Origin of the sequence: Sphaerisporangium rhizosphaerae (assembly GCF_042665155.1) — a bacterium.
Lineage (GTDB): Bacteria > Actinomycetota > Actinomycetes > Streptosporangiales > Streptosporangiaceae > Sphaerisporangium > Sphaerisporangium rhizosphaerae.
The window spans coordinates 104,242-126,164 of sequence record NZ_JBHTCG010000005.1 but is presented as its reverse complement, the minus strand read 5'-3'; the positions used below and the strand labels follow the sequence as shown (position 1 = coordinate 126,164).

The following is a 21,923-nucleotide window of genomic DNA, read 5'->3' as shown; positions in this document are numbered from 1 at the left end:
AGGGCTTGACCAGGAGACGCACCTAGTCAGGGGCCGAGATTTCCCGGTACCGCCTGGCCGCCGCCCTCCGCGCGACCGCAGCGCCTTGACTCGGGTGAAGCATCCGGTCAGGCTCCTCGATTGTCGACCGATGGATCTATTGGCGGGAGCGTCGATGATGGGTGCTCAACGGCGGCGGAAGCTGCGACCGGCCACGACGCTCGGCGTAGCGGTTTCCTTGGTGGCGGGGACATTGACCGTCCAGGCGGCCCTGGACCCGGCCGCGGCGGCGGCGGGTCCCACGTTGTCGGTGGACCTGTCCGCCGCCCGGCATTCCATCAGTCCGGACATCTACGGCATGAACGGCGCCGACCCGGCGTTCGCCGCCGAGATCGGCCTGCCGGTGGCGCGCTGGGGCGGCAACGCGAGCACGCGTTACAACTTCAAGAACCACACCTACAACACCGGTAGCGACTGGTACTTCGAGAACATCGTCGCCGGGCCCGACAACACGGTCGAGGCGTTCGTCAAGACCAACAAGGACCGCGGCACCAAACAGGTCGTCACCGTGCCGATGAGCGGATGGGTGGCCAAGGACTCGCCCGCCCAGCACCCGTTCGCCTGCGGATTCCCCGCCGGCCGGTTCCCCGCTCAGGACGGATTCGACCAGTGGGACGCCGGCTGCGGCAACGGCAGGCTCAACAACGCCAACCTCACCGGGGCGGTGCCCGAGGACACCTCGATCCCGGCGGACGCCTCGTTCGACGGCGAGATGGTGTCGCACCTCGTGGGCCAGTTCGGTAAGGCGGCGCGCGGCGGCGTGTCGATCTACGAACTCGACAACGAGCCGGTGTTGTGGAACTCCACGCACCGAGACGTGCACCCCGAGGCGGTCTCGTACGACGAGCTGGGCAGCAAGGGCACCGCGACCGCCGCGGCCATCAAGGCCGCCGACCCGAGCGCGGCGGTGCTCGGCCCGTCCGGCTGGGGATACTGCGAGTGGGTCGCGTCCGGAGTCGACGGATGTGGGCCGGGCGCCGACGCGGCCGCGCACGGCGGGCTCAACCTGTCGCAGTGGTGGCTGAAGAACATGAAGGACTACAGCGCCGCGCACGGCGGCAAGCGCATGCTCGACTACTTCGACCAGCACTACTACCCGCAGATCAACGGCGGGAAGGATCCCGAGTCCAACGCGTGGCGGCTGCGGTCCACGCGTTCGCTGTGGGACCCGACGTACGTCGAGGAGTCCTGGATCGGCCCCACGGGCGTGAACGCGCCGCCGCTGCAGTTCATCCGCAAGATGAAGGAGTGGGTCGCGCAGTACTACCCCGGCACGAAGACCGCGATCACCGAGTACAACTGGGGCGCGCTGGACGACATCAACGGCGCCCTGACGCAGGCCGACGTCCTCGGCATCTTCGGGCGTGAGGGTCTCGACCTCGCCACCATCTGGGGCGAACCCCAGCCGACGCAGCCCGGCGCCTACGCGTTCCGGATGTACCGCAACTATGACGGCGCGGGGAGCCGGTTCGGCGACGTCAGCGTGTCGGCGGCCAGCAGCGATCAAGGGCAGCTCGCGGTGTACGGGGCGCAGCGCTCGCGCGACAAGGCGGTGACCCTGATGGTCATCAACAAGACCGGCGGCGAGCTGACCTCGCCGTTGTCGATCGCCGGACTGCACGGCAACGCCAAGGCGCAGCGGTTCACCTACAGCACGGCCGATCTCAACTCGATCGTGCGCGGTGACGATCTCATGGTGCACCAGGGCCGGGTCAATGCGGTGTACCCGGCGAACTCGATCACCCTGCTGGTTGTGCCGGGGCAGCGGCGTTGATGGTTCCCGGGAGGGAGCGGCCAGGCTCCTGAACAGCAAGAACCCGGTCCCGGGGAAGCCCTGGGACCGGGTTCGCCGTATGACGGATGATCTTAGGAGAGGCGCGCGCCGACCACCCCCTGCCGATCGATACGGCCTGTAGCGCCCCGCGACATGGGCCTACCGTTCGCCTCCAGGCATGCACCGCCCCGCGCGCCCGAGGGGCCGACAGATCACTCCACCATGTCGAGGAGGGCGGTCCACTGGGAGGCGGTGACTCGGAGATACCCGCGTGCCGGGTCCTTGGAGTCGCGGATGGCCTTGGCGCCGCCGGGGAGGCCGGCCACCTCTACGCAGTTGTTCTCTGGGCCGCTGTAGGTGGACTTGCGCCAGGCGAGGGAGTCGGCCGGGGAGTGACTCATGTCTTGGTCCCTTCTGCGAGGTGGACGATGCGAGCGAGGGAGTCCTCCACAGATAGCGCAGAGGCGCGGATGCGATCAATGCCCCTGGCGAATGGAATCGCGTCCTCGCCCTCGATGTAGGTGGCTCCGCTCAGGTTCTCCAAGAGCACGATGTCAGGAAGGGCCCCAGGGAAGACGACGAGGCTGAAGCCTCCCATGATGCCGGGATGCGGGGTGGCATCCAGCGGCATGATCTGGATGGTGACGTTCGGCAGTTCCGCGGCATCGAGCAGGCGGCGAAGTTGTTCGCGCATGGTGGCGGGACGAACGGCGAATCGCTGGTGCAACGCCGCCTCATGAATGATCGCCCATAGTTCCAGTGGGTTGCCGGGGCGGCTGAGCACGGCCTGACGCGCCTGACGTACCTCTGCGAGTGCCGCGATCTCATCTGGCGTCCGGGTCATGCTGCTGCCGGCGATGGTCTCGCGGGCGAAGGCGGCGGTTTGCAGCAGGCCGGGCACGAGCAGCGGGCACCACTCGCTGATGCGGTCCGCGTCCGTCTCCAGTGAGATGTAGTCGGCGTAGGCGGGAGCGAGGACGCCGCTGTAGGTCTGCCACCAGCCCTTCTTGCCGGCGTCTCTGGCCAGGTTTTCGAGAGCCTTGCTCACGTCGGCGTCGGTCACGCCGTAGCCCTTGACCAATGCGGCGACGTCTACGGGACGGATGGTGGCGCAGGCGTTCTCGACCTTCGACATCTTCGGGGCCTTCCACCCCATCAGAGCGGCGGCCTCGTCCAAGGTCAGGCCTGCGTCGTTGCGCAGGCGTCTGAGCGTGGCACCGAGACGTCGCCGCCGGACGGTCGGCACGACAGGTGCATTTGGCATGAGCGCAGTCTGACATCGGCGACAGCATGGAGTCACAACATTCTCGCTCTAAGTTAGGTAGAAAGCTTGCGCCCTTCTCCGGAAAGCCTCCATCATCTGTCGCAAGCCGTTGTGACGCTGCGTGTCCGATAAAACCCTTTACGTGGCGAAATCATGGCGCTCCCAGTTACAGCGACGTCGTAGGAGGGTGCACGTGCGAGCAGTGCGGACGGAGGCGGAGTTGGGGTTCTACCTGGCTCGGGGGCCGCGGGGGTTCGTCGTGCACATGAACGTGTGCGAGGAGAACCTCCGGGCGGTGCGGAAGGTCACCCTGGAGGTCTTGGCGGCAGCCGGTGTCGACCTCGAAACAGCCGAGTCGGCGCGGTTGGTCGCGTCGGAGCTGATCGGCAACGCCGTACGGGCCTGCGGGCACTGGACGCCGGTCGTCGTCGAGGTCGAGCAGGACGCCACGGGAATCTGGGTCAAGGTGCACGACCCGAATCCCGCTCGCCTGCCTGTACGGTCGGCCACGGCTCCAGACCACCCGAACGCCGAGTCCGGGCGCGGGCTGTGGTTGCTGGACGCGCTCGCCCCGGGCTGGGATGTCGCACTCACTCCCATCGGCAAGCAGGTCCGTTGTCTGCTCCCTTCCCCTGAGACCGTGCGAGTTGGGATCCTTTGAGACGAGGGCGTGGTGTCGCCGGACAACGGGTCGGTGGACGACTCCGTGGTCCTGATCATTCGCATGGAGGAAGAGAAGACGACGTGGCCGATCCCGAGCTCGACCTCTACGCCCACCTGAACTGGCGCAAGTCCTCTCACAGCGCCGCCGAGAACGACTGTGTCGAGGTCGCCGACCTGGCCGCCGGTGCCAAGGCCATACGAGACTCCCAGGCCCCTTCGCGCGAGCCGTTGCGGTGCGTCGCCTCCGAGTGGACGGCATTCCGCATGGGTGTGCTGTCCGGACGGTTCTCGGCACGCTGAACCATGGTCTCGGCTTCGGGACCGCCAGGCATGATCGCTCGCTTGGCATAGGGAAATGATCGTCCGGCATGGTCCCTCGCTCCGGGCCGTGTTTCCCAGGGGGGCTTCGCCCCCTTCGCCCGCCGGGCGCAAGGCGTTGCCACTTGCGCTCCCGGTTCCCCCTGACGGCCCACGGCGATTCGCGCCGGATGGGCAACGGTGTGGCAGCGGGCAGATCAGGGGCTGTGGGGGAACGAGTGACCTCCGATGGGACCCCGACAGCCGGGCAGGCCAGTCCGATGACCTTTGCTCTTGCCGGAAAGACGGCAGTGGGGGAAGCTGCCTCGCGTGAGTTATGACCTGGTGGTCTGGGAGGGCGAGCGACCGGCGGACGACAAGGCTGCCGAGGTAGCACTGGCTGCGTGATCGCCAGGTGGATGCCTGCTTGGGCATCATGCGGGAGTCCAATCGAGTGCAGTTCGGCTTCCTGTCCGCGTGGAGAGACGGGACCAGAACGGACTGGGTCGCGTGGAACGAAGCGCTGACCGTCCTCACGCTGGTCAGCCGCCCGGATCTGGTTTCTGTAGCGCATCAGATCGATCGGGTCTTCTGGGAGACGAACCGGAAGATCAACATGTGCGAGATCACTTCAGAGGAGGAGTGGGCTGCGGCCCGCAGCACCATCGAAGACGCCCGTCTGATCTTCATCAACCTCGCGCGTCGCCAGTTGGCTGACCGCCCTGAGCCGGTAGCGCGCTTGGCCGCGCGGCCGCCCTTCCCTGAAGGAGGTCAGCAGGTCGCGGAGGTGGAGAGGCCGACTCAGTCGTAGAGGGCGGCGAGTAGCGACTCGTTGGCGCCGTTGCTTCCGTGGCCGGCTTCGCGACGCCGCAGGGCTAACCTCGATGACTCGGCAGCAGCGGTCGGGTGGAAGCTCATTTGGAGACAGGGGCGCGCCGGGCGTTGGCGAGGTGTTCGAGGTGGGTGACGGTTTCGTCGAGGGGGATGCGGGTGTCGATCTCGGTGGTGGCCGTGGCTCGTAGGAGGGGTTCCACGACGGCGAGGTGGTGCAGGATCAGGTTCCGCTCCTCGCTCTGCTTGCCGTAGGGGTTGTCGGTGCGTGCGGCGATCCTGGCCATCAGGACGTCGGCGGGCGCGCTGAGCAGGACGATGTGGTCGAACAGCGGATAGAACCGGCCCTGGTTGGACTTGCAGCCGGCGACGAAGAGCCCGCCGTCGTCCGGCTCGGCCAGCAGCGCGCCGATGGCGTCCTCCCGCCACACCCAGTCGGGCGATCCGTCCGGCAGTGTCACCCAGTGGCTCCACTGGTCGGTGTCGGTGTCCACGACGCGATAGCCCCGCAGCCCGAGCCGCCGCAGCACGGTGGACTTGCCCGTGCCCGACATGCCGGTGACCAAGACCTTCGCCATTCGGCCACGCTATCGAGCCGGGGGCCGGTGGTCGGTGGAGACGCCGGTTCCGCTGCACGCGTCGGTGGGTTGACGGGATGTGAGAAGTGCTCGCAGGATGTCGGGATGGTGTTACGGGCGGCCATCGCCGCGCTCATGGCAGCGATCGTGGCCGGTGGTCCGGCCGAGGCCGTGGCGGCCACGCCTGTGGCCGGTGCTGTGGCCCAAGCTGTGGCGGCCACGCCTGTGGTGCGTTATGTCGGCCTTGGTGCGTGCCTGCAGGATGATGGCGGGCGGCATCCGTGCGGGCCGTGGAAGGTGTGGCTGAGCAACGGCCGGGTCGTCGCGCTGCCTGAGGCGCGCAGGACCGTGGCGCCCGGCGAGTACGTGACGCAGGCGGTCGTCGACGTGACCCAGGACGGCGCGCAGGTCGCGTACTTCCGTGAGCGCGACGGCGTGCTGATGATCTGGAAGGCCGCCACGGGCAAGGCGCGTCCGGTCCCCAAGGTGACCTGGCCGGACGATCTGCAGATGAGCTGGCTGACCCTTGCGCCGGGCGGCCGGTTCGTCGGCCTGCGTGGCCTCCTGCCGTCCGGGCGGGAGGTGGAGCGGCTGGTGGACACCAGCAAGGGCAAGGCCTTCACGCTGCCCAAGGGGTACCAGTCGTGGGGGTTCAGCCCGGACGGAGGGCGCATGCTCGCCGGGAACAACCGCACGGCGGTGCTCTATGCGACCGGCACGTGGAAGGTGAAGCTGCGGCGATCGGTCTATACCCGGGGTGCCCTCGGCCCCGGCGGCGTCACCGTGGCGGGCATCCAGGCCAGTGACAGCGCTTCGCGCAAGAACGCGGTGCTCCTTCGCAACCTGGCCACCGGAAAGAAGACCACCATTCCCTTCCTGCTCGGCAAGGGCGAGAGGCTTCTGGCGACACGCTGGGACAAGGCCGGCCACGTCGATGTCCTGACCCGCGTCGACCGCGGGTCGGGCAGCGCGTACCGCAGGACGCACACCTGGTACCGGTTGGACCGCACGACACACCGGCTGCGGCGGCTGGACTCCTTCGTCATCCCCGCCTCCGTGGGAGGCTACGTCCTGACCGCTCCCTGAGACGGTCAGTCCCGCCAGGACGCACTGGTGGTCGACTACGCGGCCACCCCCGAGGACCCGGCCGTCACTCAGGCCATCGAGAAAGACCTCGCCTGAGCCCCTGCGACCCCCGACGCCGGGCCGTACGGGACGAGACCGGTCGATGTCATGGATGCGGGCGGGGAGTCGCGCGCCACGGTGTGAAGGCGCCGGCCGTTCTTGGCAGGGCAGCCGCCAGTTCGGGGCAGTGGCGGAGGATGACGCTGGTCATGCCGTTGCGTTCGACCCAGTCCATCCCCAGCGGTGTATAGATTCCCGGTCTGAAGTCGACCGTGAGAAAGCGATCACTCTGGAGTCGCCGGCTGGCCATGAGGATGAACAGGCGGAAGGCGGTGTCGCTGAAGCCGAAGCCCTTGGGCGGATTCTCGGCGAAGAGTCCGACCATCGTGTCGATCTCATCGACCGTGCGGTAGACGTCCTTGAGCCGCGCCAGCGTCTCCGGCTGGGACGTGAGATCCTCGAACCGCCGGAGGAGCGGCTTGTGCAGGCCCGCCCGGAAGTCGTTGTAGCGCGGGATGCCGCGGCGCCGGTCGCGTACGAGATCGACGACGGACAGGTCGATCAGCTCACCACCCCGCTCGAACGCCTGGAGCGCGCGCGGGAAGTTGTGCAGGGTGACCGCGCCCGGGTGAGCGATGCCGAACGAGTAGAGCGAGTTGGCCAGGCCGGTCCTGCGGATGACCGCCTCGGTCGCGGCGCCCTGGATCTCGTTCAGCGTCAAATTCTCCAGCCGCCGGCCGGAGGGGTGGTCGGCGATCTCGAAATCGTCCGGGATCAGTGGGTGCATCCGATAGATGGTGACGAACTCCTCGGTGAGGGAGTAGGGCACGTTGTGGTGGTCAGGAAGGGTCTTGGGGATGCCGGTCAGGGCGTGCGTGTCGTACAGCCACAGGCCCAACTGGGTGAGCCAGTTCTTCGGAGGGCCGTACCAGTTGGCGTGCAGCGCGGTGTCGATCAGGTCGGTGGCCAGGATCGAGGGAGTCCACTCCACCGTATGGATCTTGGCGATGAGGGCGGAGATGACGAGCCGTGCGGTGTGGTAGACGCTGTCGTCGCTCATATTGGGGTACTCGCCGCGCAAGGCCTGACACACGGCGTTGTGCTCGCGGGCGAACAGGGTGTGCATGATGCTGAGACCAAGCCACCAGTTCTCCCGGAAGCCGGTGATGGGGGTGCCGTTCGGGCCGGACGGCAGGTGGCCCTGGTCCAGACGCAGTTCCGCGCCGCCGCCCGGTTCGCGCAGTGACATGGCGACGGTCTCGTCCCCGCCGTAGACCTCCGAACCGTCCCACCAGTGCGACGCGCTGTTGGCGAACAGGATCGGCGGCCGCGTGCCCTCGATGGAGGCGATCCCCTCGTTCTCGGCGAAGCGCATCATTTCTTCGAGCGGTCCTTCGGGGGTGTTGCGCCATCTCATGCCCGGCGGGAGCGGCACCTCCACGGTCTTGGTCCCGAACGGATAGCGCTTGTGGTCGACCCAGTCGTGCACCTGGAACTGGATCCACGCGGCGGCGAGGATGTTCAGCGACCGTGCCGGTACGAAGGTGTCACGGTGGAGCAGCTCACGGCTGACCACGACCGGGTTGGGCGTGTCGAAGAGATCGGGGCGATGGACAGGTGCGAGGTTGCGGCCGAAGGCGGAGCCGACGCTGCCCATCGCCGGCGCCGACAGATCGTTGTGGCTGCCGTCATAGCTGCGCCGGATCCGCAGCCGCTCGTCGATGGGCGGGGGCACTGGACGCGCCTTCGGCGGGGCCTGCTTGATGTCGGTGTCGATGAGATTGTCCTGGCGCAATGCCTGTCGCAGGGCATCGAGGTTGACGAGGCCGAGCCGCGAAGGGAGCCGGTGCCAGGGTACGACCCGGTTGAGGAGACGGAATCCGGCCCGTACGGGCACGCCGACCACGGTGTTGCGCCGTGGCACCGGCGTGACGAAGCGGTCGCCCAGGCGATGGGCGCTGCCGGCCTCATAGGCGGCCTTACGTGCGCGGTTGAGGTTGCCGAGGGGCCGGAACTCCTCTGTGGTGTTCCATGGATTGAAAGCGAGATCGTCGACCCGCCGTTCTGCGGCACGCGCCTCGGCGGTTGCGGTGTCCTGACGGGGGATCGTCAGCGTGGCCACCGGGATGACGGGCGTGTCCTCCTCCCGCCAGTCGGCCGCGCCGTCCTCGATGGGCGTGCGCCTTGCGTCCACGTAGCGCTGTACGCACAGATGGAAGACGACGTCGGTGGTGGCCAGCCGCCTGGACAGTTCGTGGCGCAGGTAGTCGGGGTCGGTGCGCGACGCCGCGGGAGCCGGCGGCGCGTGCGTGGCGGGGCGGAGCTGGTAGCGCACCGGCCCCGACTCTCCCCACAGGATCGCGGTGCGACTCCAGAACCTCTCAAGCGCGAGGCTGCGGACCGGGCGCCGGGTCCCCGCCTTGAGGTTCCGCCGCATGCGTGCGGCGGAGGACCAGCCGAGCGCCATGGGGAGCTTGACGAACCAGGCGAACGCCTTGCGAGGCGTCGAGTTCGCGCCGGCCATGGCCCGCGCGAACATGACGAGCTCCCGTGCGTTCCTGGCATGGGAGACCGGGAAATTGGTCATGAGGAGGTCGTGAGCCTCGTCCGGCCCTACTTGGATCCGTAGCGCCGCACTCCGCAGGTCGGGCGCGAAGTCCGGCCGGCGGGCACCGCTGGCATTGGACAGCCGGACGATGACCGGATATTCGGCGCCCGGCTGAGCGAAGCCGGCTCGCAGGTCGCCGGGAAGGTCGGCGTGGAAGGTCAGCCGGGCATTGTCCAGGCCGAGGATCGTCTTCGCCTGGAAGGCCCTCGCGATATCGGCGGCGCCGGTGGCCTTCTTGGTTCTCAGCTGCACCAGCATGAGGTCCTGGGCGAGCTTCTCGAATATCGGCAGCTCCGCCTCGGGAGTGCCGCCGACATAGCGCTCTCGCCACATGGCCTTCGGGGCCATGCCGGCACGGCGTTCTCGTTTCTCGACCTTGCTCATCCGGCTCCCCTTCCCGGGAGCTTCCTCGCCGGGCCCGTCGGCCACAAAACGTGTGATCGACGGTATTTGGGGTTCTACTTGCGGAAATACCTGCTGTTCCTGAGAAGTCGGATTCCACCCCGGCCGGACGGCTGGAGCCGGCCGATTACTGGCGGTCCGCGACTGCTGCTGAGATCACACCCCGCCAAGGTGGCCCGCACGGCGAGCGTCGCCCGAGCCGGCCGGTGAGGGGATCGCCGGTCCGGACGGGTCCCAGGGGAGCGGCTCGGTGACGTCGGGCCGGGCCGACCAGTCCAAGATCTGCGCCTCCATCTCCGCGTCCGAATCGAAGCGCAGGGGCTCATAACAACCGAGCGGGAACAGCGTCGTGCGGATCGCGCATCGATTACAGAAGGTGCACGGCCGGGCGGGAGCCTCCCCTCCCTGACGGAACACCTCGACGAGGTCGGGGTTCGCCAGCAGTGGCCGTGCCATCGATATGAGGTCGCACGCACCGGATTCGAGTGCCTCCTCGACCAGTGACCGTCTCTGAAAGCCGCCGTTGGCGATCACCGGCAGCCCGACCTCCTGGCGGAACCGCTGCGCGTCACGAAGGTTGGCCGCTTCGCCGGTCGTCCACCCGATGCCCAAGACCCGGTCCAGCAGCATCTTGGGCACCACGTTGAGAATCGTCGCCCGTACCGCCGCCTTGGCCGACAGATGCCGGGTGGAGTTGGCGAACTGCCGCACCTCGTCGACCGGGAACCGGCCAGGGGTCTCGCCCGGGTTGATGAAGCCGTAGCCGTTGCTCACATGCAGGTAGTCGACGCCCAGGTCCCGCAGCCACCGGCCATAGCGGAGGTAGGTGTCGATGTCGTTGCCCCGGAGGAACGCGCGCAGTGGCCTTGTCACCGGCCACCGGATGTCGATCGGCAGGTAGTTGCGGTCCCAGGCCGATATCCGCACGCCGACCATGAAGTCGTCGCCGACTTGCCGGCGCACCGCGCCGATGACCTCGCGCAGGAGCTGGAAGCGTCTCTCGACGGAGCCGCCGTATCGGTCCCGGCGGCGGTTGATGGCCGGGTTCAGGAATTGATGGATCAGATAGCCTTTCGACGCGGTGATCTCGACGCCGTCGGCGCCGGTCTCACGCACCCGCCGCGCCGCCTGCCCGAATTCGTGCACCGTCTGCTCGATGTCGGCGAGCGTCATCTCGGTCCGCCGGGTGCGGTAACCGAACAGGAGGTCGAAGCCCGACGACGGACCGTAGCCGTCCTGGGGCTGGCTGAACAGGCTCGTCTGGACGTGCGAGCCGCCGTCGCCGATCTGGATCACGTACTTGCAGCCCTCGGCGTGGATGGCGTGGATCGCCTCTCGCAGATGTGTGATGAACTTGTCGTGGCTGATCTGGGGATACTCCAGCGGTGACCACCGCATGGGGTTGACGTTGAGCGTGGCCGAGACGATCGCGGCCACGCCGTTCCGCGCGAAGCGCAGCTCGAAGTTCTTCCACGCGTTGCTGACCGTTCCGTCGTAGTACGCCGTCCTCCCCCCGATCGACGAGCGGATCACGCGGTTGTTGAAGGTGACGTCGCCGATCGTGAACGGTTCGAAGATCATGATTTCTCCCTCCGTCGTGCGGCTTCCCTGCCGCGACGACGTTCAGCGTCACGGTGCGTGCGGCTGACCGTCACTCCGGAGATAACGGAGAACCGCACGATCGCGGCGCCGACGCGTCAAGATCTGCTGCCAGAGGTAGGGGCCTTCGAATTCACCGGTCCCGAAGCCGGCGACCTGCGTCACTCCACGTGGCGAAAAAGGGCTGTGCCCGCCTGCCGAACAGTGGCGATGTCGGCAGACATGCCCGACGTTCAGTGCAGGAAACCTCCGTGTGTCACGGTTGTGGATGTGCGCAGTGATATGTGCCGATGCGGCCTTGCGCGGGCCAATGCCGGTGACGGCGTGAATCCCGATGATGAGCGTCCGTCCTTTTGCGGGCTCTTGCAGGTATATGTCTTATTTGTGGTGTTCTAGTGGCGCATTTCCGGGCATTCTGTGAGCGCATATAGGCGCGGGAGGTCGAGCCTCATGGGGCACCGTGCGGACTTCGTGAAAGCCGGGTCGCTGGACGCGGACCGTCGGGAACCGACCGAAGTAGAGCGCGTGGTGCCGTTGCGGGACGCCACGAAGCGGGTGAAAGCGGCGCTCGCGAAGCTGGGCCTCACACCGGAGGTCAGTGACATGGGCTGGGACGGCGATCCCGCCGTCTGGTCCTGCCGGCTGCTCGACGGCGAGGGCGCCGGCCCGCCGATGGCCCAAGGGATGGGCAAGGGGCGGCCCGAGGCGGCGCGCACCGGCGCGCTGTTCGAGGCGCTGGAACACTATCTGACCGGCCCGGCCCTCTTCGATCCCGCGTCCCTGGAGCCGGTCGAGTCCGCTCACATCGTCGCCGGGCCGCTGCGGCGTGAGGCCTGCGGCCTACTGCTGGCGCGCACACCCGGCAGCCGCCTGGCCTGCCACCGCTACAGTCCGCTGGGAGCAGGACCGGACATCGCGGTGCCGCTGTTCCTGCGGGCGCCCTGGTTCGTCGAGACCCACGCCGGCCCGCTGCGTGAGCGGGCCGGGGACACCTGCGACTACGGCCACCTGATGCGTTACAGCTGCAACAGCGGTTCGGCCGTCGGCGTCACCGCCGCCGAGGCGCTGCTGCACGCCCTCAACGAGACCATCGAGCGTGACGCCCTCTCGCTGCTCCTGATACGGGCCTTTCTCGGCGAAGCCGGTCATCGCCCGACCGTGATCGACCCGGCCACTCTGCCGTGCGACCTGGCGCGCGCGTACGCGGTGGCCGAACGGCTCACCGGCTCACCGGTGCACCTGCTGGACATCACCAGTGATCTCGGCGTCCCCACCATGCTGGCCTACACCGCCCCGACTTCTCGCCACCCGCATCGGCGCGGCTGCGGCACCTCCCTCAGCGTCTCCTACGCCGCCTGGCGGGCCCTGAGCGAGCTGGTCCAGACGACCTTGGGTGAGACGCTCTCGCGGTCCGGCGCGCCACTGCGAGTCGGGTCGGCGTGGCACGCGGACTATCCGGAGCTGCGCGCCTGCGGGCGCTTCGACCTCACCGACCACCTGCGCGGCGCCCGGACGATCGCCTACTGCCATGCCGGTGGCGTGCCCGGTCACCCCCGTGACCAGCTTCGCGAGCTGATCTCCACCCTGCTCGCGCACGGCCATGTCCCGTACCGGCGCGTCGTGGCGGTCCTGCAGGGGCAGATCGTCGCAGTGCACGTCATCGTGCCGGGCCTGGAACGCTTCATGCTGATCATCGATGGCAACCTGGTCCTGCCCGGTCCGCGTGGGCAGGCCTTCGTGCGGCGGGGCCACGCGGGTTGAAGCCGCCTCGATACCAGGGGTTTGCCGTGCGCATGGTGTGACACGCGAGTCTTTCCGCTTGATCAACCTTCTGGGGCGAAGTTCCTGGTTACTCCCGGCACGGGACACTTCGCATCATGGCTTTAAGGGCACACGACCGCCTGGCCGTCACAGCCGAACGACCCGCGGGACGAGGGAGGAATCGTCATGACCGAACCCGGTATCCCACGGCTTCCGGCCCGCGATCTGTGCGGGACCATGCTCGTGCACCGCAGACTGCTCAACGAGAGCATGACGTACCGAGCCCGGCGCGCGTTGATCGAGAACCGTGCGCTGCAATACGAGCGGGGAAGGCTCGCCCCTGCGCGGACCGAGGTGGTCACCATCCCGGTCGTCGTCCATGTGGTGCACGACCGGAGCGTCCCGGAGCAGGACATCGGGGACGAGCAGATTCACAGCCAGGTCACCGTCCTCAACCAGGACTTCCGGGCGGCCAACCCTGATGTGGGCAAGGTGCCGGACCCCTGGAGGCCGCTGGTCGCCGATGCCAGAATCGAGTTTCGCCTCGCCACCCGGGATCCCAATGGCAATCCCACGAACGGCATCATCCGCATCGCCACCGACGTGAGCGACTTCAGCTGGGATGACGCGGTGAAAGCGAACGCCACCGGCGGTTCGGACCCCTGGCCGAGTGACCAGTACCTCAACGTGTGGGTCTGCCTGCTTCGAGGAGGTCTGCTCGGCTACGCCCAGTTTCCTGGCGGCCCGCCGCAGACCGACGGCGTCGTCATTCTGCACTCCGCCTTCGGGACGGCCGGTACCGCGGCGCCACCCTTCGACGGTGGCCGTACCGCCACACACGAGATCGGCCACTGGCTGAACCTGTACCACATCTGGGGTGACGATGACGGCGCGTGCACCAGCGACGACAAGGTCGACGACACGCCGAACCAGGCCGACTCGAATCAGGGAACGCCGCGTTTCCCGCGCATCACATGCGACAACGGGCCTCACGGGGACATGTTCATGAACTACATGGACTACACCGACGACGCGGCCATGTTCATGTTCACCCGCGGCCAGGCCACCCGCATGAACGCCTGCCTGGACGGTGAGCGGGCGTCGTTCCTTGTCGCGCCGGTGAGGCGCGTGCCCGCCGTGCCCGCCAGTACGGCGGTGCCCGAGATGCGGCGGCCGAGTCACAACGGTGAGGTGGAGCGACTGCTGCACGACAGCGAGCGGCTGACCTCGGAGGTCCTCGACGACATTCGCGTCGCCCTCGGCATGGTCAGCGGCCGGCCGGGCGAGTGAGGGGGCATCGCGAGCATTCAAGGGGCGGCGGCGAGCGGGACGCCGCCGGACATCGTCGGTGCCTGGCTCCATTCTTACGAGGAGGACACCGCGACCACGGCGGTCTACCGCACGCAGGGCTACCCGCTCCGTCCTTCCCGACGGCCGCGACGAGGCCTGGAGTTCCGGGCGGACGGGACGTTCGTTGTACTTCTTCCCGGCTCGGCCGACCGCCCGCGGGAAGTGACAGGCCACTGGCAGCGCGAGGAGGGCGGCCGAGTGCGCATCTCATTCCCCGAAAGCGACCGCACGCCGTTCGAGGTCACCGTGCTCTCCTGCGCGGAAGGCGTGCTCACGATCGAGAAATGAAGCGGGACGACCGGTCGGCCGCGAGCGTGACGGATCCGGAGCGGAGCAGTGCATTGACATGGACATACCTAATGAAGTGCGGGAAAAGGGCTTAGAGCACGCCCATGCCGCCGCTGAACGGTATCGCCAGAGCAGTGCCGTACGAGACGAAGTCCACCGCCGGCAGGAGCAGGGTGACGCCTTTCCCGACTCGCCGGAGTCGCTCGCGGCCCGCGCCGCCCGCCTCATCCAGCGTCAAGGGGTGCCGGTGGAGGCGGTCATGGAGGCCACGCGGGCCGCGTCCCTGGACCGGCCCTCCATGCACGAACGGATCCTGGGAGTCGCCAAGGACCTGCAGGCATGGAGCTTCCTGCCGCGCGGAGCCCGTGCGGCGCGGACCGTCGGCAGGATCTCGGTCAGCGAGAACGGCCGCGAGCTGCCGATCGGCACCGGGTTCCTGGTCTCGCCGCGACTGCTGCTGACCAACCACCACGTGTTCCCTCGGATCGAGGCCGCACGGCAGGCCTTCGTGGAGTTCGACGCCCAGGTCAGCGTCGACAACACCCCTGAACCGGCCAAGCGGTTCGCTCTGGACCCCGACACCCTCTTCGTCGCCGACCAGGACCTCGACTACGCCCTGGTCATGGTGAACCCCGACGTCTCCGGCCGGCCGGTGGGGGAGACGTTCGGCTGGAACAGACTGAGCGTTCAGCTCGGCAAGCTGGTGCTCGGCGAACCGGTCAACATCGTGGGTCACCCCGGCGGCCGGCTGAAGGAGATCTCCATCCGCGAGAACAGCTTGGAGGTCCGGCTCGACGCCTTCCTGCAATACCAGACCGACACCGAGCCCGGTAGCTCCGGCTCGCCCGTCTACAACGACCAGTGGGAGGTCGCGGCGTTGCACCATGGCGGCGTGCCCAGGACCGACGACCAGGGCCGCATATTGCGGCGGGACGGCGAGGTCTGGCAATCCGGTGACGGTGACGACGCCGTCGACTGGATCTCCAACGAGGGCGTCCGCATCAGCGCCATCCTCAAGCATCTGGCCTCCTTGCCGCTCGACGACACCCGCGGACGGTTGCTGGCGGAGATGGGCCCGGAGTCGGGCTTCGGTGACGGCGCCGCCCCTCGGCCCGCCGTCACGGGGCCGGCGCCACAGCGGGAGCCGGAGCGGCGGCCGGAGCCGGAGCCGGAGCCGGGGCCGGGGCCGGGGCCGGCGGACGCGCACCGGGTCGACGGCCCGGCGGGCACACCGGCCGGCGAGGCCGCTCATCGTCCCGGGCAGCCCCCGGCGCTTGGGTCCGGCACGGGACTGCCGGCTGGCCCCACCGCGTTCGGAGGCGATCTCCACCTGGTCTTCGTGCACGGCCGCGCTCAGCAGGGACGTGATCCCGAGCGCCTGCGCCGCTATTGGACCGCCGGCCTGAACTGCGGGCTCACCCGCGCCGGTCTGCCCACGATCGAACCGGCCGACGTGTGCTTCCCCTTCTACGGAGACCGGCTCGCCGAGGCCCTGCGGCCGTCCAGAACCGCCCCGCGCTCACTGGAGGAGCTCGTCGCCGACCCGATCACGGCGACCGCTCCGGTCCCCGCGACCGCGAGGACGCTGTACGAACAGCTGATCGTCGAAGCCGCGATCCGCGCCGGCATGCCCGCTGCGCGACCGGCTCCCGAGGAGGCGGTGGCCGACGTCGTCCATCAGGGGCTGAGCTGGCTGGCCGCCGTCACCGACCTGGACCGGCTGGCCATCGCGGCGATCTTCGCGGACGTGGCCGCCTACCTCGACGACCGCCAGGTCCGGGACATGGTCCTGGACTGCGTCCTGCGGACGATGCCGCGCAGCGGCCGGGTGGTCCTGGTCGGCCACAGCCTGGGCACGGTCGTCGCGGTGGACCTGCTCACCCGTCTCGACCCGATGGCGGACGTCGAACTGCTGGTCACCGTCGGAAGCCCGCTCGGTATGGACGGCGTCAACCACCGCCTGCTGGTCGGCGGTTCCCGGCGCCTCGATCGGGTGGCCCGATGGTTCAACGCCTGGTGCCCGACCGATCCCGTCACAATCGGTTGCCCGCTCGGTGACGACTGGCACGGAGAGCCGGTCGAGACCTCCGTCGCCAATCCCGCCGAGCGGGCGCACGACATCGAGGAGTACCTCACTCATCCCGAGGTCGCCCGCGAGATCGGTGGCGTGCTCACCGGCCGCGTCCAGCTCGCGGTCGGCTGAGCACGCCTGCGCCGGTCAGGGACGGCTCCCGCGTGCGCTCACGGGGTCATTCAGCAGACGATGAAGATGCTCTGCCAGCCGACGGGGGTGCGCTGTTCGGCGTAGCGGTTGGAGGCGAGTTCGAAGTGCATCACCCCCTGGGTGTCGGGCTGGTTGTACATCCGGCCGCTCTGGCCGTCGCCGTACCACTTGTAGGACCCGTGGAAGGGGATGTTGGACGGGCCGCACCGGTCGATGACCACCGACCGGCCGGTGAAGGCGGGTCCCTCGTAGGCCACGTACTGCGAGGCGTAGGCGGCGCCGCCCATGACCGCGACCATGGCGGCGGAGATGAGGGGAACGAGGGCGATTCGCTTCACGGTGATCCTCCCGGAGTGCTCGGTCGTTTACCAGGAGTATGCATACCGTCACTATGAGTAGCCGAAACCTGTCGTGCGGTGGGCAGGAGCATGGGGTTCCGAGGTGAGGGGCGGTCCGGAAGGCGATACGGTCACGGCTTTCTCGGGACGGCTCCATGGGCGCGACGGATCCGGCTCAACGCGGCCAGGACGCCACTTCCGTCATGCTCCGGCGGAGCGGCCGCGCCGCTCGGCTCGCCGGATGGCACCATATCGGGCGCGATGATGGTGCGCAGGAGTTCACCGCTGATCGCGGCACGCTGGTCGGGTTCGAGGTCTTTCATCTCGTTGATGAGCCGTTCGACCGCGAGGTAGCGGGAGAACCTCACCGGCTGGTCGAAGTAGGTGTGCAGATGGCCGGCCGCGGTCTCCTGCGAGCGGAGGAAGGTGCGTGCGATATAGGCCCCGAGCGCCGCCGAGATCGCCCCGAGCGCGGCCGCGACGCCTGCCGCTTTGTGGTTGGTCACTGCGATCGTGACAGCGATCAACAGCACTGCGAATCCGGCCAGAATGGCGATTTGAGCGGCTCGGAAGCTTTGCCGCGCATGGTTGATGGCGAGATTGTGGTAAAAGTTCATTCGCGACTGGGTTGCCGTCCACAGCGGCGAGAGTTCCAGATGCCCTTCCCGCAGGGGCTCGTCCGCGATCCGGATCTCCTGCAGATCATGTGCTGTCTGCTCGATCCTTTCCTGCCTCCACCGCGACGTGACCTTCGCCACTATGATCGCGAAAAGGAGCAGAGACACCCATAGACAGATCTTCACGCCCAGCGGCGTTTTCGGCGGCAGTACCAGATCTCCGAGGGTCATTGTCAACACGAAGATCGATAAGCTTACGAGAAACGGCGTCGCGCGACCAAGCTGCTCGGGGAAAAAGCCGAGAGGCCCATAGGTCGCGTGTTGGCCGGCGCGGCAAGCCTCGTGCGTTCTTGTACCGTCCATGCCGCCAACGTAACAAAAGTGATCGGGGTGCCGTACAGCGGAAGGCTCTGAACGATCCGGTAGAGTTTTGTTTCATGCGGCTTTGCCCGATGAGCCCGCCGCCGGCCTTCGGGCATACTCCGAGCGCCGGGGCTTCCGTGCCGGATCAGGTTTTCCGGACGCTCTGCCGGGCATCACGACCGCGAATGGAGGTGAGCTCCTTTGGGTAAGAATCTCGACTTTTTTACGGCGGAATCGCTGGACAAAGACAGTCAGGAGTTGACCGACGCCGAACGTGAGCGGCTGGAAGAACTGCTCGGCGGCGCGACGACCCGCGCACCTAGGGCAGCCGACCGCACAGGTTGACGGCCGAGGCCGGCGGATGCCGTTCGGACGGTGTCCCCGCCTCAGGCGTCGAGGCGCACGGTGACGGTGACGCGGCCCTTCTCGTCGCATCGGGCCACCGCGTGCCCTGGGCGGTCGGTCCCGTCCAGGTGGAGGGAGAGGGGGCCGCCCTCGTCCAGGAAGTTGCGCCACCACGTCTTGCGCTCGGGGAACTGGACGCCGATCGTGACGATGCCGGCCGCGCGCCGGTAGCCCACGGGGGTGCTGAAGGTGCGTCCCGAGCGTCGCCCCGTGTAGGTGACGACCGTGAGGTGCCTGCTCACGATCCCGCCCCATCGAGGCGATGAGCGCAGTGCGGTGACGCAGGCGTTGGCGCGGCCGACCATGCGTTTCGGGAGCGGTCCTTTGTACTTCACGAAACCCTCCGTGGTGGCGGCGCCCATCCGTCGACGGCCGACGGTAAGTGGACGGGTGCCTCCGGTTGCCGGTGACGCTAGCACGATAAGTGGAGCACCCCATCCGGTTGGCCTAAAGTGAGAGTCATGAGCACCGAGGCATCTCGCATGCCAGGCATGTCCGAGAGGCCCGGCGACGGCTCCGGCGAGGTGGCGGCGGGTCTGCGCGCCGACGCGCTGCAGAACCGCAACCGCATCGTCGAGGTCGCCCGTGAGCTGTTCGCCGCACGCGGGCTCGACGTGCCGATGGCCGCGATCGCCCGGCGCGCCGGCGTCGGGGTCGCCACGCTCTACCGCCGGTTCCCGACGAAGGAGTCACTGGTCACCGAGGTCTTCACCGACCAGTTCGCGGCATGCGTCGCCGTCGTGGACCAAGCCCTGGCCGATGAGGACGCCTGGCGCGGGTTCTGCGCCTGCGTCGAGAAGGTGTGCGCCATGCAGGCCGTCGACCGGGGCTTCAGCGCGGCGTTCATCACGGCGTTCCCCAACGCCCTGGACGTCGACCACGAACACGGCCGCGCTCTGCGCGGTTTCGCCGAGCTGACGCGGCGCGCCCAGCGGGACGGACGGTTGCGCGCCGACTTCGTGCCGGAGGACCTCACACTGCTGCTGATGGCCAACGGCGGCATCGTCGCCGAGTCCAGGCAGGCGGCGCTGGCGGCGTCCCGCCGGCTGGTGGCGTACCTGCTGGACGCTTTGCGCGCCGACGGCGCCGGCCGGGCCGGGCCGCTGCCGCCCCCCGCCCCGCTCAGGCTGCACGACGTCCTGCGCTCAGGCTCCGGCGGGTGAACGCCCGCTCAGCCGCACACCCCGGGAAGGCCGCACACCTTCACGGCCATCTCCCTCGCCTGGCCGGTGAGCTGGTTCTGTAATGAGGCCGGGTCTTCGGGGACCTCGTCGGAGGTGTAGAGGAACAGGGCGGCGCCCCGGCGGGCGACGATCCACAGGCGGCCGGGCCCGCGCCGGCGCGTGCCGTCCCGCATGAAGTACCGTCCGACCATCATGGCCTCGTCTCCGAGGCGTAACAGCCGGCCCCCGTAGTCCACCTTGGAGCTCGACGGGGAGCCCTTCCGGGGGCACGTTCTCACCTCGCTCCGCAGCTCGCGGAACGCGTCGTGCGCGGACACGGCGGTCCGGTACAGCACGAGCTGCTCGCTCTCGTAGCCAGGGCCGCTGTTCAGGTGGGTGATGGTGCGCATGGCGACGCGGCCGTCGTAGGAGGTCCGCCTGGCCTCGCAGGGGTTGAGCTCCAGCCGCCAGGAGGTGCTGTCGCCGACCTTCCACCAGTCCTCCTGCGTCGTCCCGGACGGGCGCGGCGCGGTCGCCCGGGACTCGGTCAGCAGGAACCCCTTGGGGATCGCCGTCGCCTCGGCCCCGGCCAGGCCGCACCCCGCCAGCAACGACAACACCAACGGCACCGTCATCATCACCCGTCTGGTCACATGCCATGAGACGCCCGCGACCGGCTGGGAGTTCACCGGGAGCGGGCTCCCGGGCCCTGATCGCCGGTTCCGGCCCCGTACCGCGGTTCGTGTTCGTCACTTGGGGTGAACGGTCGCGTACGGTGAGCGGTCACCGGCTGCCGGCGGTCGCGTCCCGTGAGCACAGGCGCGGGACGGCGGTCATGGGGACGTCCTCGGTGAGGCTGCGCAGCAGCAGGGCCTCGATGCCGAGCAGCATCGTCCTCGCGGTCTCCCGTGGCAGGTAGGCGGTGTCGATGATGAGGCTGAGCTGGCCGGTGTCGGCCGCCGTCCCCACGGTGAAGAAGACCTTGAACCGGACGCCCGGCCAGGCGTTGGTGACGTACGTGCGGGTCTTGTCGGCCAGGGGGGACAGATCCTCCTCCAGGGCGGCTTTCGGCAGCGAGGGCCAGGTGCCGATGCCCCGGCGGTCGTTGAAGAACGCGTCCAGGTCGGGCTCCCTGCCCCGGCGCCGGCCGATCTCCTCGCGCATGGCCTGCATCGCGAACGGGTCGTACCGCGCGTTCCGGTAGGCGCCCTGCGCGGTGGCGTGCGCGGCCCGGCAGGCGGCGGTGAAGTCGGTCGCGGGCAGGTCGAGGACGAACAGCGCGTCCTGGCCGACGGTGCCGACCATGGTGCGGGTGCGGGCGTCGCGGCGGTTGCTGTGGACGAGCTGCATGACCGCCCTCGGGCGCCCGCTGACCACCGCCAGGACGGTCGCGCAGGCCGCGAGCAGGACGCTGGTCGTGCTGACCGTCCAGCGGGCGGCCAGCCTCGTGGCCGCGGCGGCGAGCGCGACCGACTCCATGCCGACCTCGATGAACCTCGGGTCCTCCGGCTCGCGGGGGTCGTGGTCGAACACCTCCAGGGGCACCTCTTCGAGGATCGAGCGCCAGTACTCGATCGACCTGCGGGAGTGGGCCTGCCAGGACTCCTCGCTCTCCAGACCGGCCTGGTCCATCGGCTGCCAGCCCGCCGGCGGCAGGTCCTCGCCCTTGAGCAGCGCCTTCCACTCCTCGGTCAGCAGGCTCAGAGCCTGGTAGTCGACCGCCAGGTGCGAGAAGCTGAACGCCAGCGCGAACGGCCGGCCGTCCTTGAGCACGGCCGCGCAGCGCAGCGGCGGTTCCTCGCCGTGCGCGAACGCGCTGGCGCTCATCTCCGCGCCGAGGCGCTCGGCCACCCGCAGCCCGCGCTCCGCGCCCGCCTCGACCAGGTCGACGGTCAGCTCGCCGTCGCGCGCCACCCGCTGCACCGGGCCGTCCGGCGTGGCGGCGAAGGTGGTGCGCAGGCTCTCGTGGCGTCCGAGCAGCACGCGCAACGCGGCCAGTACGGCGTCCAGGTCGCGTCTGCCGTAGACCGGGAGCACCCAGGGACAGTTGAGGTAGGACTGGCTGTCGCCCATCAGGTGGACGGCCCGCCACATCAGCCGCTGTCCCCAGGTCAGCGCCGCCTCGCCGCCGCGCTCGCCGTGGAACGGCACCGTCACCGACCCGGTCACCGCCCCGCTCTCGCCCCCGGTCACCGTGGCCGTCCCGCCGGACGGTTTCGGCGGGCGAGGGGGCC

At 68.8% G+C, this 21,923-nt stretch carries 21 protein-coding genes; 11 read left to right on the top strand and 10 right to left on the bottom strand.

Annotated elements, in window-relative coordinates:
• The first annotated feature begins 220 nt into the window (after positions 1-220).
• On the top strand, positions 221-1,813 hold the full coding sequence (locus ACFQSB_RS09590; protein WP_380825712.1) for a glycoside hydrolase family 44 protein: 1,593 nt from the start codon (positions 221-223) through the stop codon (positions 1,811-1,813).
• 212 nt (positions 1,814-2,025) lie between these two features.
• Here ACFQSB_RS09590 and ACFQSB_RS09585 read toward each other — a convergent pair whose 3' ends face one another.
• Together ACFQSB_RS09585 and ACFQSB_RS09580 are read right to left on the bottom strand one after the other, a co-directional pair.
• The gene (locus ACFQSB_RS09585) at positions 2,026-2,214 is read right to left on the bottom strand and encodes a DUF397 domain-containing protein (RefSeq protein WP_380825710.1); all 189 of its coding nucleotides are present in this window, start codon (positions 2,212-2,214) and stop codon (positions 2,026-2,028) included.
• Entirely contained in the window at positions 2,211-3,077 is an 867-nt protein-coding gene (locus ACFQSB_RS09580; protein WP_380825709.1) for a helix-turn-helix domain-containing protein, read from the bottom strand. Before ACFQSB_RS09580 ends, ACFQSB_RS09585 begins: the two co-directional genes overlap by 4 nt.
• 193 nt (positions 3,078-3,270) lie before the next feature.
• Here ACFQSB_RS09580 and ACFQSB_RS09575 point away from each other — a divergent pair, with 193 nt between their 5' ends.
• From ACFQSB_RS09575 to ACFQSB_RS09565, 3 genes are all read left to right on the top strand, one after another.
• A complete protein-coding gene (locus tag ACFQSB_RS09575) occupies positions 3,271-3,738 on the top strand; it encodes an ATP-binding protein (RefSeq protein ID WP_380825707.1) in 468 nt (155 codons plus the stop codon).
• A gap of 83 nt (positions 3,739-3,821) precedes the next feature.
• Positions 3,822-4,040, top strand: a complete 219-nt coding sequence (locus ACFQSB_RS09570) for a DUF397 domain-containing protein (RefSeq protein ID WP_380825706.1) — start codon at positions 3,822-3,824, stop codon at positions 4,038-4,040.
• A gap of 424 nt (positions 4,041-4,464) precedes the next feature.
• Positions 4,465-4,848 (top strand): hypothetical protein, encoded by a 384-nt coding sequence (locus ACFQSB_RS09565; RefSeq protein ID WP_380825705.1) that lies wholly within the window; start codon positions 4,465-4,467, stop codon positions 4,846-4,848.
• A gap of 103 nt (positions 4,849-4,951) precedes the next feature.
• On the opposite strand, the gene ACFQSB_RS09560 is transcribed toward ACFQSB_RS09565, so the two are convergent.
• A complete protein-coding gene (locus ACFQSB_RS09560) occupies positions 4,952-5,446 on the bottom strand; it encodes an AAA family ATPase (protein ID WP_380825703.1) in 495 nt (164 codons plus the stop codon).
• A 105-nt stretch (positions 5,447-5,551) separates the two neighbouring features.
• Here ACFQSB_RS09560 and ACFQSB_RS09555 point away from each other — a divergent pair, with 105 nt between their 5' ends.
• Positions 5,552-6,532: a TolB-like translocation protein gene (locus ACFQSB_RS09555; protein ID WP_380825702.1), complete on the top strand. Its 981-nt coding sequence runs from the start codon at positions 5,552-5,554 to the stop codon at positions 6,530-6,532.
• Positions 6,533-6,677: 145 nt separating this feature from the next.
• Here ACFQSB_RS09555 and ACFQSB_RS09550 read toward each other — a convergent pair whose 3' ends face one another.
• Both ACFQSB_RS09550 and ACFQSB_RS09545 read right to left on the bottom strand, forming a co-directional pair.
• The gene (locus ACFQSB_RS09550) at positions 6,678-9,563 is read right to left on the bottom strand and encodes a peroxidase family protein (protein WP_380825701.1); all 2,886 of its coding nucleotides are present in this window, start codon (positions 9,561-9,563) and stop codon (positions 6,678-6,680) included.
• Between the two features lie 174 nt (positions 9,564-9,737).
• Positions 9,738-11,162 (bottom strand): oxidoreductase, encoded by a 1,425-nt coding sequence (locus tag ACFQSB_RS09545; RefSeq protein WP_380825700.1) that lies wholly within the window; start codon positions 11,160-11,162, stop codon positions 9,738-9,740.
• Positions 11,163-11,219: 57 nt separating this feature from the next.
• Between ACFQSB_RS09545 and ACFQSB_RS09540 the strand changes: the two genes are divergently transcribed.
• The 4 genes from ACFQSB_RS09540 to ACFQSB_RS09525 all read left to right on the top strand — a co-directional run bounded on the left by ACFQSB_RS09540 (position 11,220) and on the right by ACFQSB_RS09525 (position 16,782).
• Positions 11,220-11,576, top strand: a complete 357-nt coding sequence (locus tag ACFQSB_RS09540) for a hypothetical protein (protein ID WP_380825698.1) — start codon at positions 11,220-11,222, stop codon at positions 11,574-11,576.
• Between the two features lie 129 nt (positions 11,577-11,705).
• On the top strand, positions 11,706-12,941 hold the full coding sequence (locus ACFQSB_RS09535; RefSeq protein ID WP_380825697.1) for a YcaO-like family protein: 1,236 nt from the start codon (positions 11,706-11,708) through the stop codon (positions 12,939-12,941).
• A 237-nt stretch (positions 12,942-13,178) separates the two neighbouring features.
• Positions 13,179-14,231 carry a zinc metalloprotease gene (locus ACFQSB_RS09530; protein WP_380825695.1) on the top strand — a complete coding sequence of 351 codons (1,053 nt, stop codon included), beginning with the start codon at positions 13,179-13,181 and terminating at the stop codon, positions 14,229-14,231.
• Positions 14,232-14,838: 607 nt separating this feature from the next.
• A complete protein-coding gene (locus ACFQSB_RS09525; RefSeq protein ID WP_380825693.1) occupies positions 14,839-16,782 on the top strand; it encodes a trypsin-like peptidase domain-containing protein in 1,944 nt (647 codons plus the stop codon).
• A 50-nt stretch (positions 16,783-16,832) separates the two neighbouring features.
• Here the strand turns inward: ACFQSB_RS09525 and ACFQSB_RS09520 are convergent, their stop codons facing one another.
• Both ACFQSB_RS09520 and ACFQSB_RS09515 read right to left on the bottom strand, forming a co-directional pair.
• Entirely contained in the window at positions 16,833-17,141 is a 309-nt protein-coding gene (locus ACFQSB_RS09520) for a MiAMP1 family antimicrobial peptide (protein WP_380825692.1), read from the bottom strand.
• A 131-nt stretch (positions 17,142-17,272) separates the two neighbouring features.
• On the bottom strand, positions 17,273-18,121 hold the full coding sequence (locus tag ACFQSB_RS09515; RefSeq protein ID WP_380825690.1) for a TRADD-N-associated membrane domain-containing protein: 849 nt from the start codon (positions 18,119-18,121) through the stop codon (positions 17,273-17,275).
• 201 nt (positions 18,122-18,322) lie between these two features.
• On the opposite strand from ACFQSB_RS09515, the gene ACFQSB_RS09510 reads away from it, so the two are divergent.
• Entirely contained in the window at positions 18,323-18,466 is a 144-nt protein-coding gene (locus ACFQSB_RS09510; protein ID WP_380825687.1) for a hypothetical protein, read from the top strand.
• 41 nt (positions 18,467-18,507) lie between these two features.
• Here the strand turns inward: ACFQSB_RS09510 and ACFQSB_RS09505 are convergent, their stop codons facing one another.
• The gene (locus ACFQSB_RS09505) at positions 18,508-18,861 is read right to left on the bottom strand and encodes a hypothetical protein (protein ID WP_380825686.1); all 354 of its coding nucleotides are present in this window, start codon (positions 18,859-18,861) and stop codon (positions 18,508-18,510) included.
• Positions 18,862-19,017: 156 nt separating this feature from the next.
• Between ACFQSB_RS09505 and ACFQSB_RS09500 the strand changes: the two genes are divergently transcribed.
• On the top strand, positions 19,018-19,689 hold the full coding sequence (locus ACFQSB_RS09500) for a TetR/AcrR family transcriptional regulator (RefSeq protein WP_380825684.1): 672 nt from the start codon (positions 19,018-19,020) through the stop codon (positions 19,687-19,689).
• Positions 19,690-19,697: 8 nt separating this feature from the next.
• Here ACFQSB_RS09500 and ACFQSB_RS09495 read toward each other — a convergent pair whose 3' ends face one another.
• Entirely contained in the window at positions 19,698-20,324 is a 627-nt protein-coding gene (locus ACFQSB_RS09495) for a hypothetical protein (protein WP_380825681.1), read from the bottom strand.
• A gap of 148 nt (positions 20,325-20,472) precedes the next feature.
• Positions 20,473-21,882: a condensation domain-containing protein gene (locus ACFQSB_RS09490; RefSeq protein WP_380825679.1), complete on the bottom strand. Its 1,410-nt coding sequence runs from the start codon at positions 21,880-21,882 to the stop codon at positions 20,473-20,475.
• Positions 21,883-21,923 lie beyond the last annotated feature (41 nt).

Excerpts from the sequence above, each read along its gene's own strand:
- ACFQSB_RS09515 (WP_380825690.1), bottom strand. The coding sequence starts at position 18,121 with ATGGACGGTACAAGAACGCACGAGGCTTGCCGCGCCGGCCAACACGCG.
- ACFQSB_RS09585 (WP_380825710.1), bottom strand. The coding sequence starts at position 2,214 with ATGAGTCACTCCCCGGCCGACTCCCTCGCCTGGCGCAAGTCCACCTAC.
- ACFQSB_RS09560 (WP_380825703.1), bottom strand. The coding sequence starts at position 5,446 with ATGGCGAAGGTCTTGGTCACCGGCATGTCGGGCACGGGCAAGTCCACC.
- ACFQSB_RS09580 (WP_380825709.1), bottom strand. The coding sequence starts at position 3,077 with ATGCCAAATGCACCTGTCGTGCCGACCGTCCGGCGGCGACGTCTCGGT.
- ACFQSB_RS09530 (WP_380825695.1), top strand. The coding sequence starts at position 13,179 with ATGCTCGTGCACCGCAGACTGCTCAACGAGAGCATGACGTACCGAGCC.
- ACFQSB_RS09495 (WP_380825681.1), bottom strand. The coding sequence starts at position 20,324 with ATGACGGTGCCGTTGGTGTTGTCGTTGCTGGCGGGGTGCGGCCTGGCC.
- ACFQSB_RS09500 (WP_380825684.1), top strand. The coding sequence starts at position 19,018 with ATGTCCGAGAGGCCCGGCGACGGCTCCGGCGAGGTGGCGGCGGGTCTG.
- ACFQSB_RS09550 (WP_380825701.1), bottom strand. The coding sequence starts at position 9,563 with ATGAGCAAGGTCGAGAAACGAGAACGCCGTGCCGGCATGGCCCCGAAG.
- ACFQSB_RS09555 (WP_380825702.1), top strand. The coding sequence starts at position 5,552 with ATGGTGTTACGGGCGGCCATCGCCGCGCTCATGGCAGCGATCGTGGCC.
- ACFQSB_RS09545 (WP_380825700.1), bottom strand. The coding sequence starts at position 11,162 with ATGATCTTCGAACCGTTCACGATCGGCGACGTCACCTTCAACAACCGC.
- ACFQSB_RS09525 (WP_380825693.1), top strand. The coding sequence starts at position 14,839 with ATGGAGGCCACGCGGGCCGCGTCCCTGGACCGGCCCTCCATGCACGAA.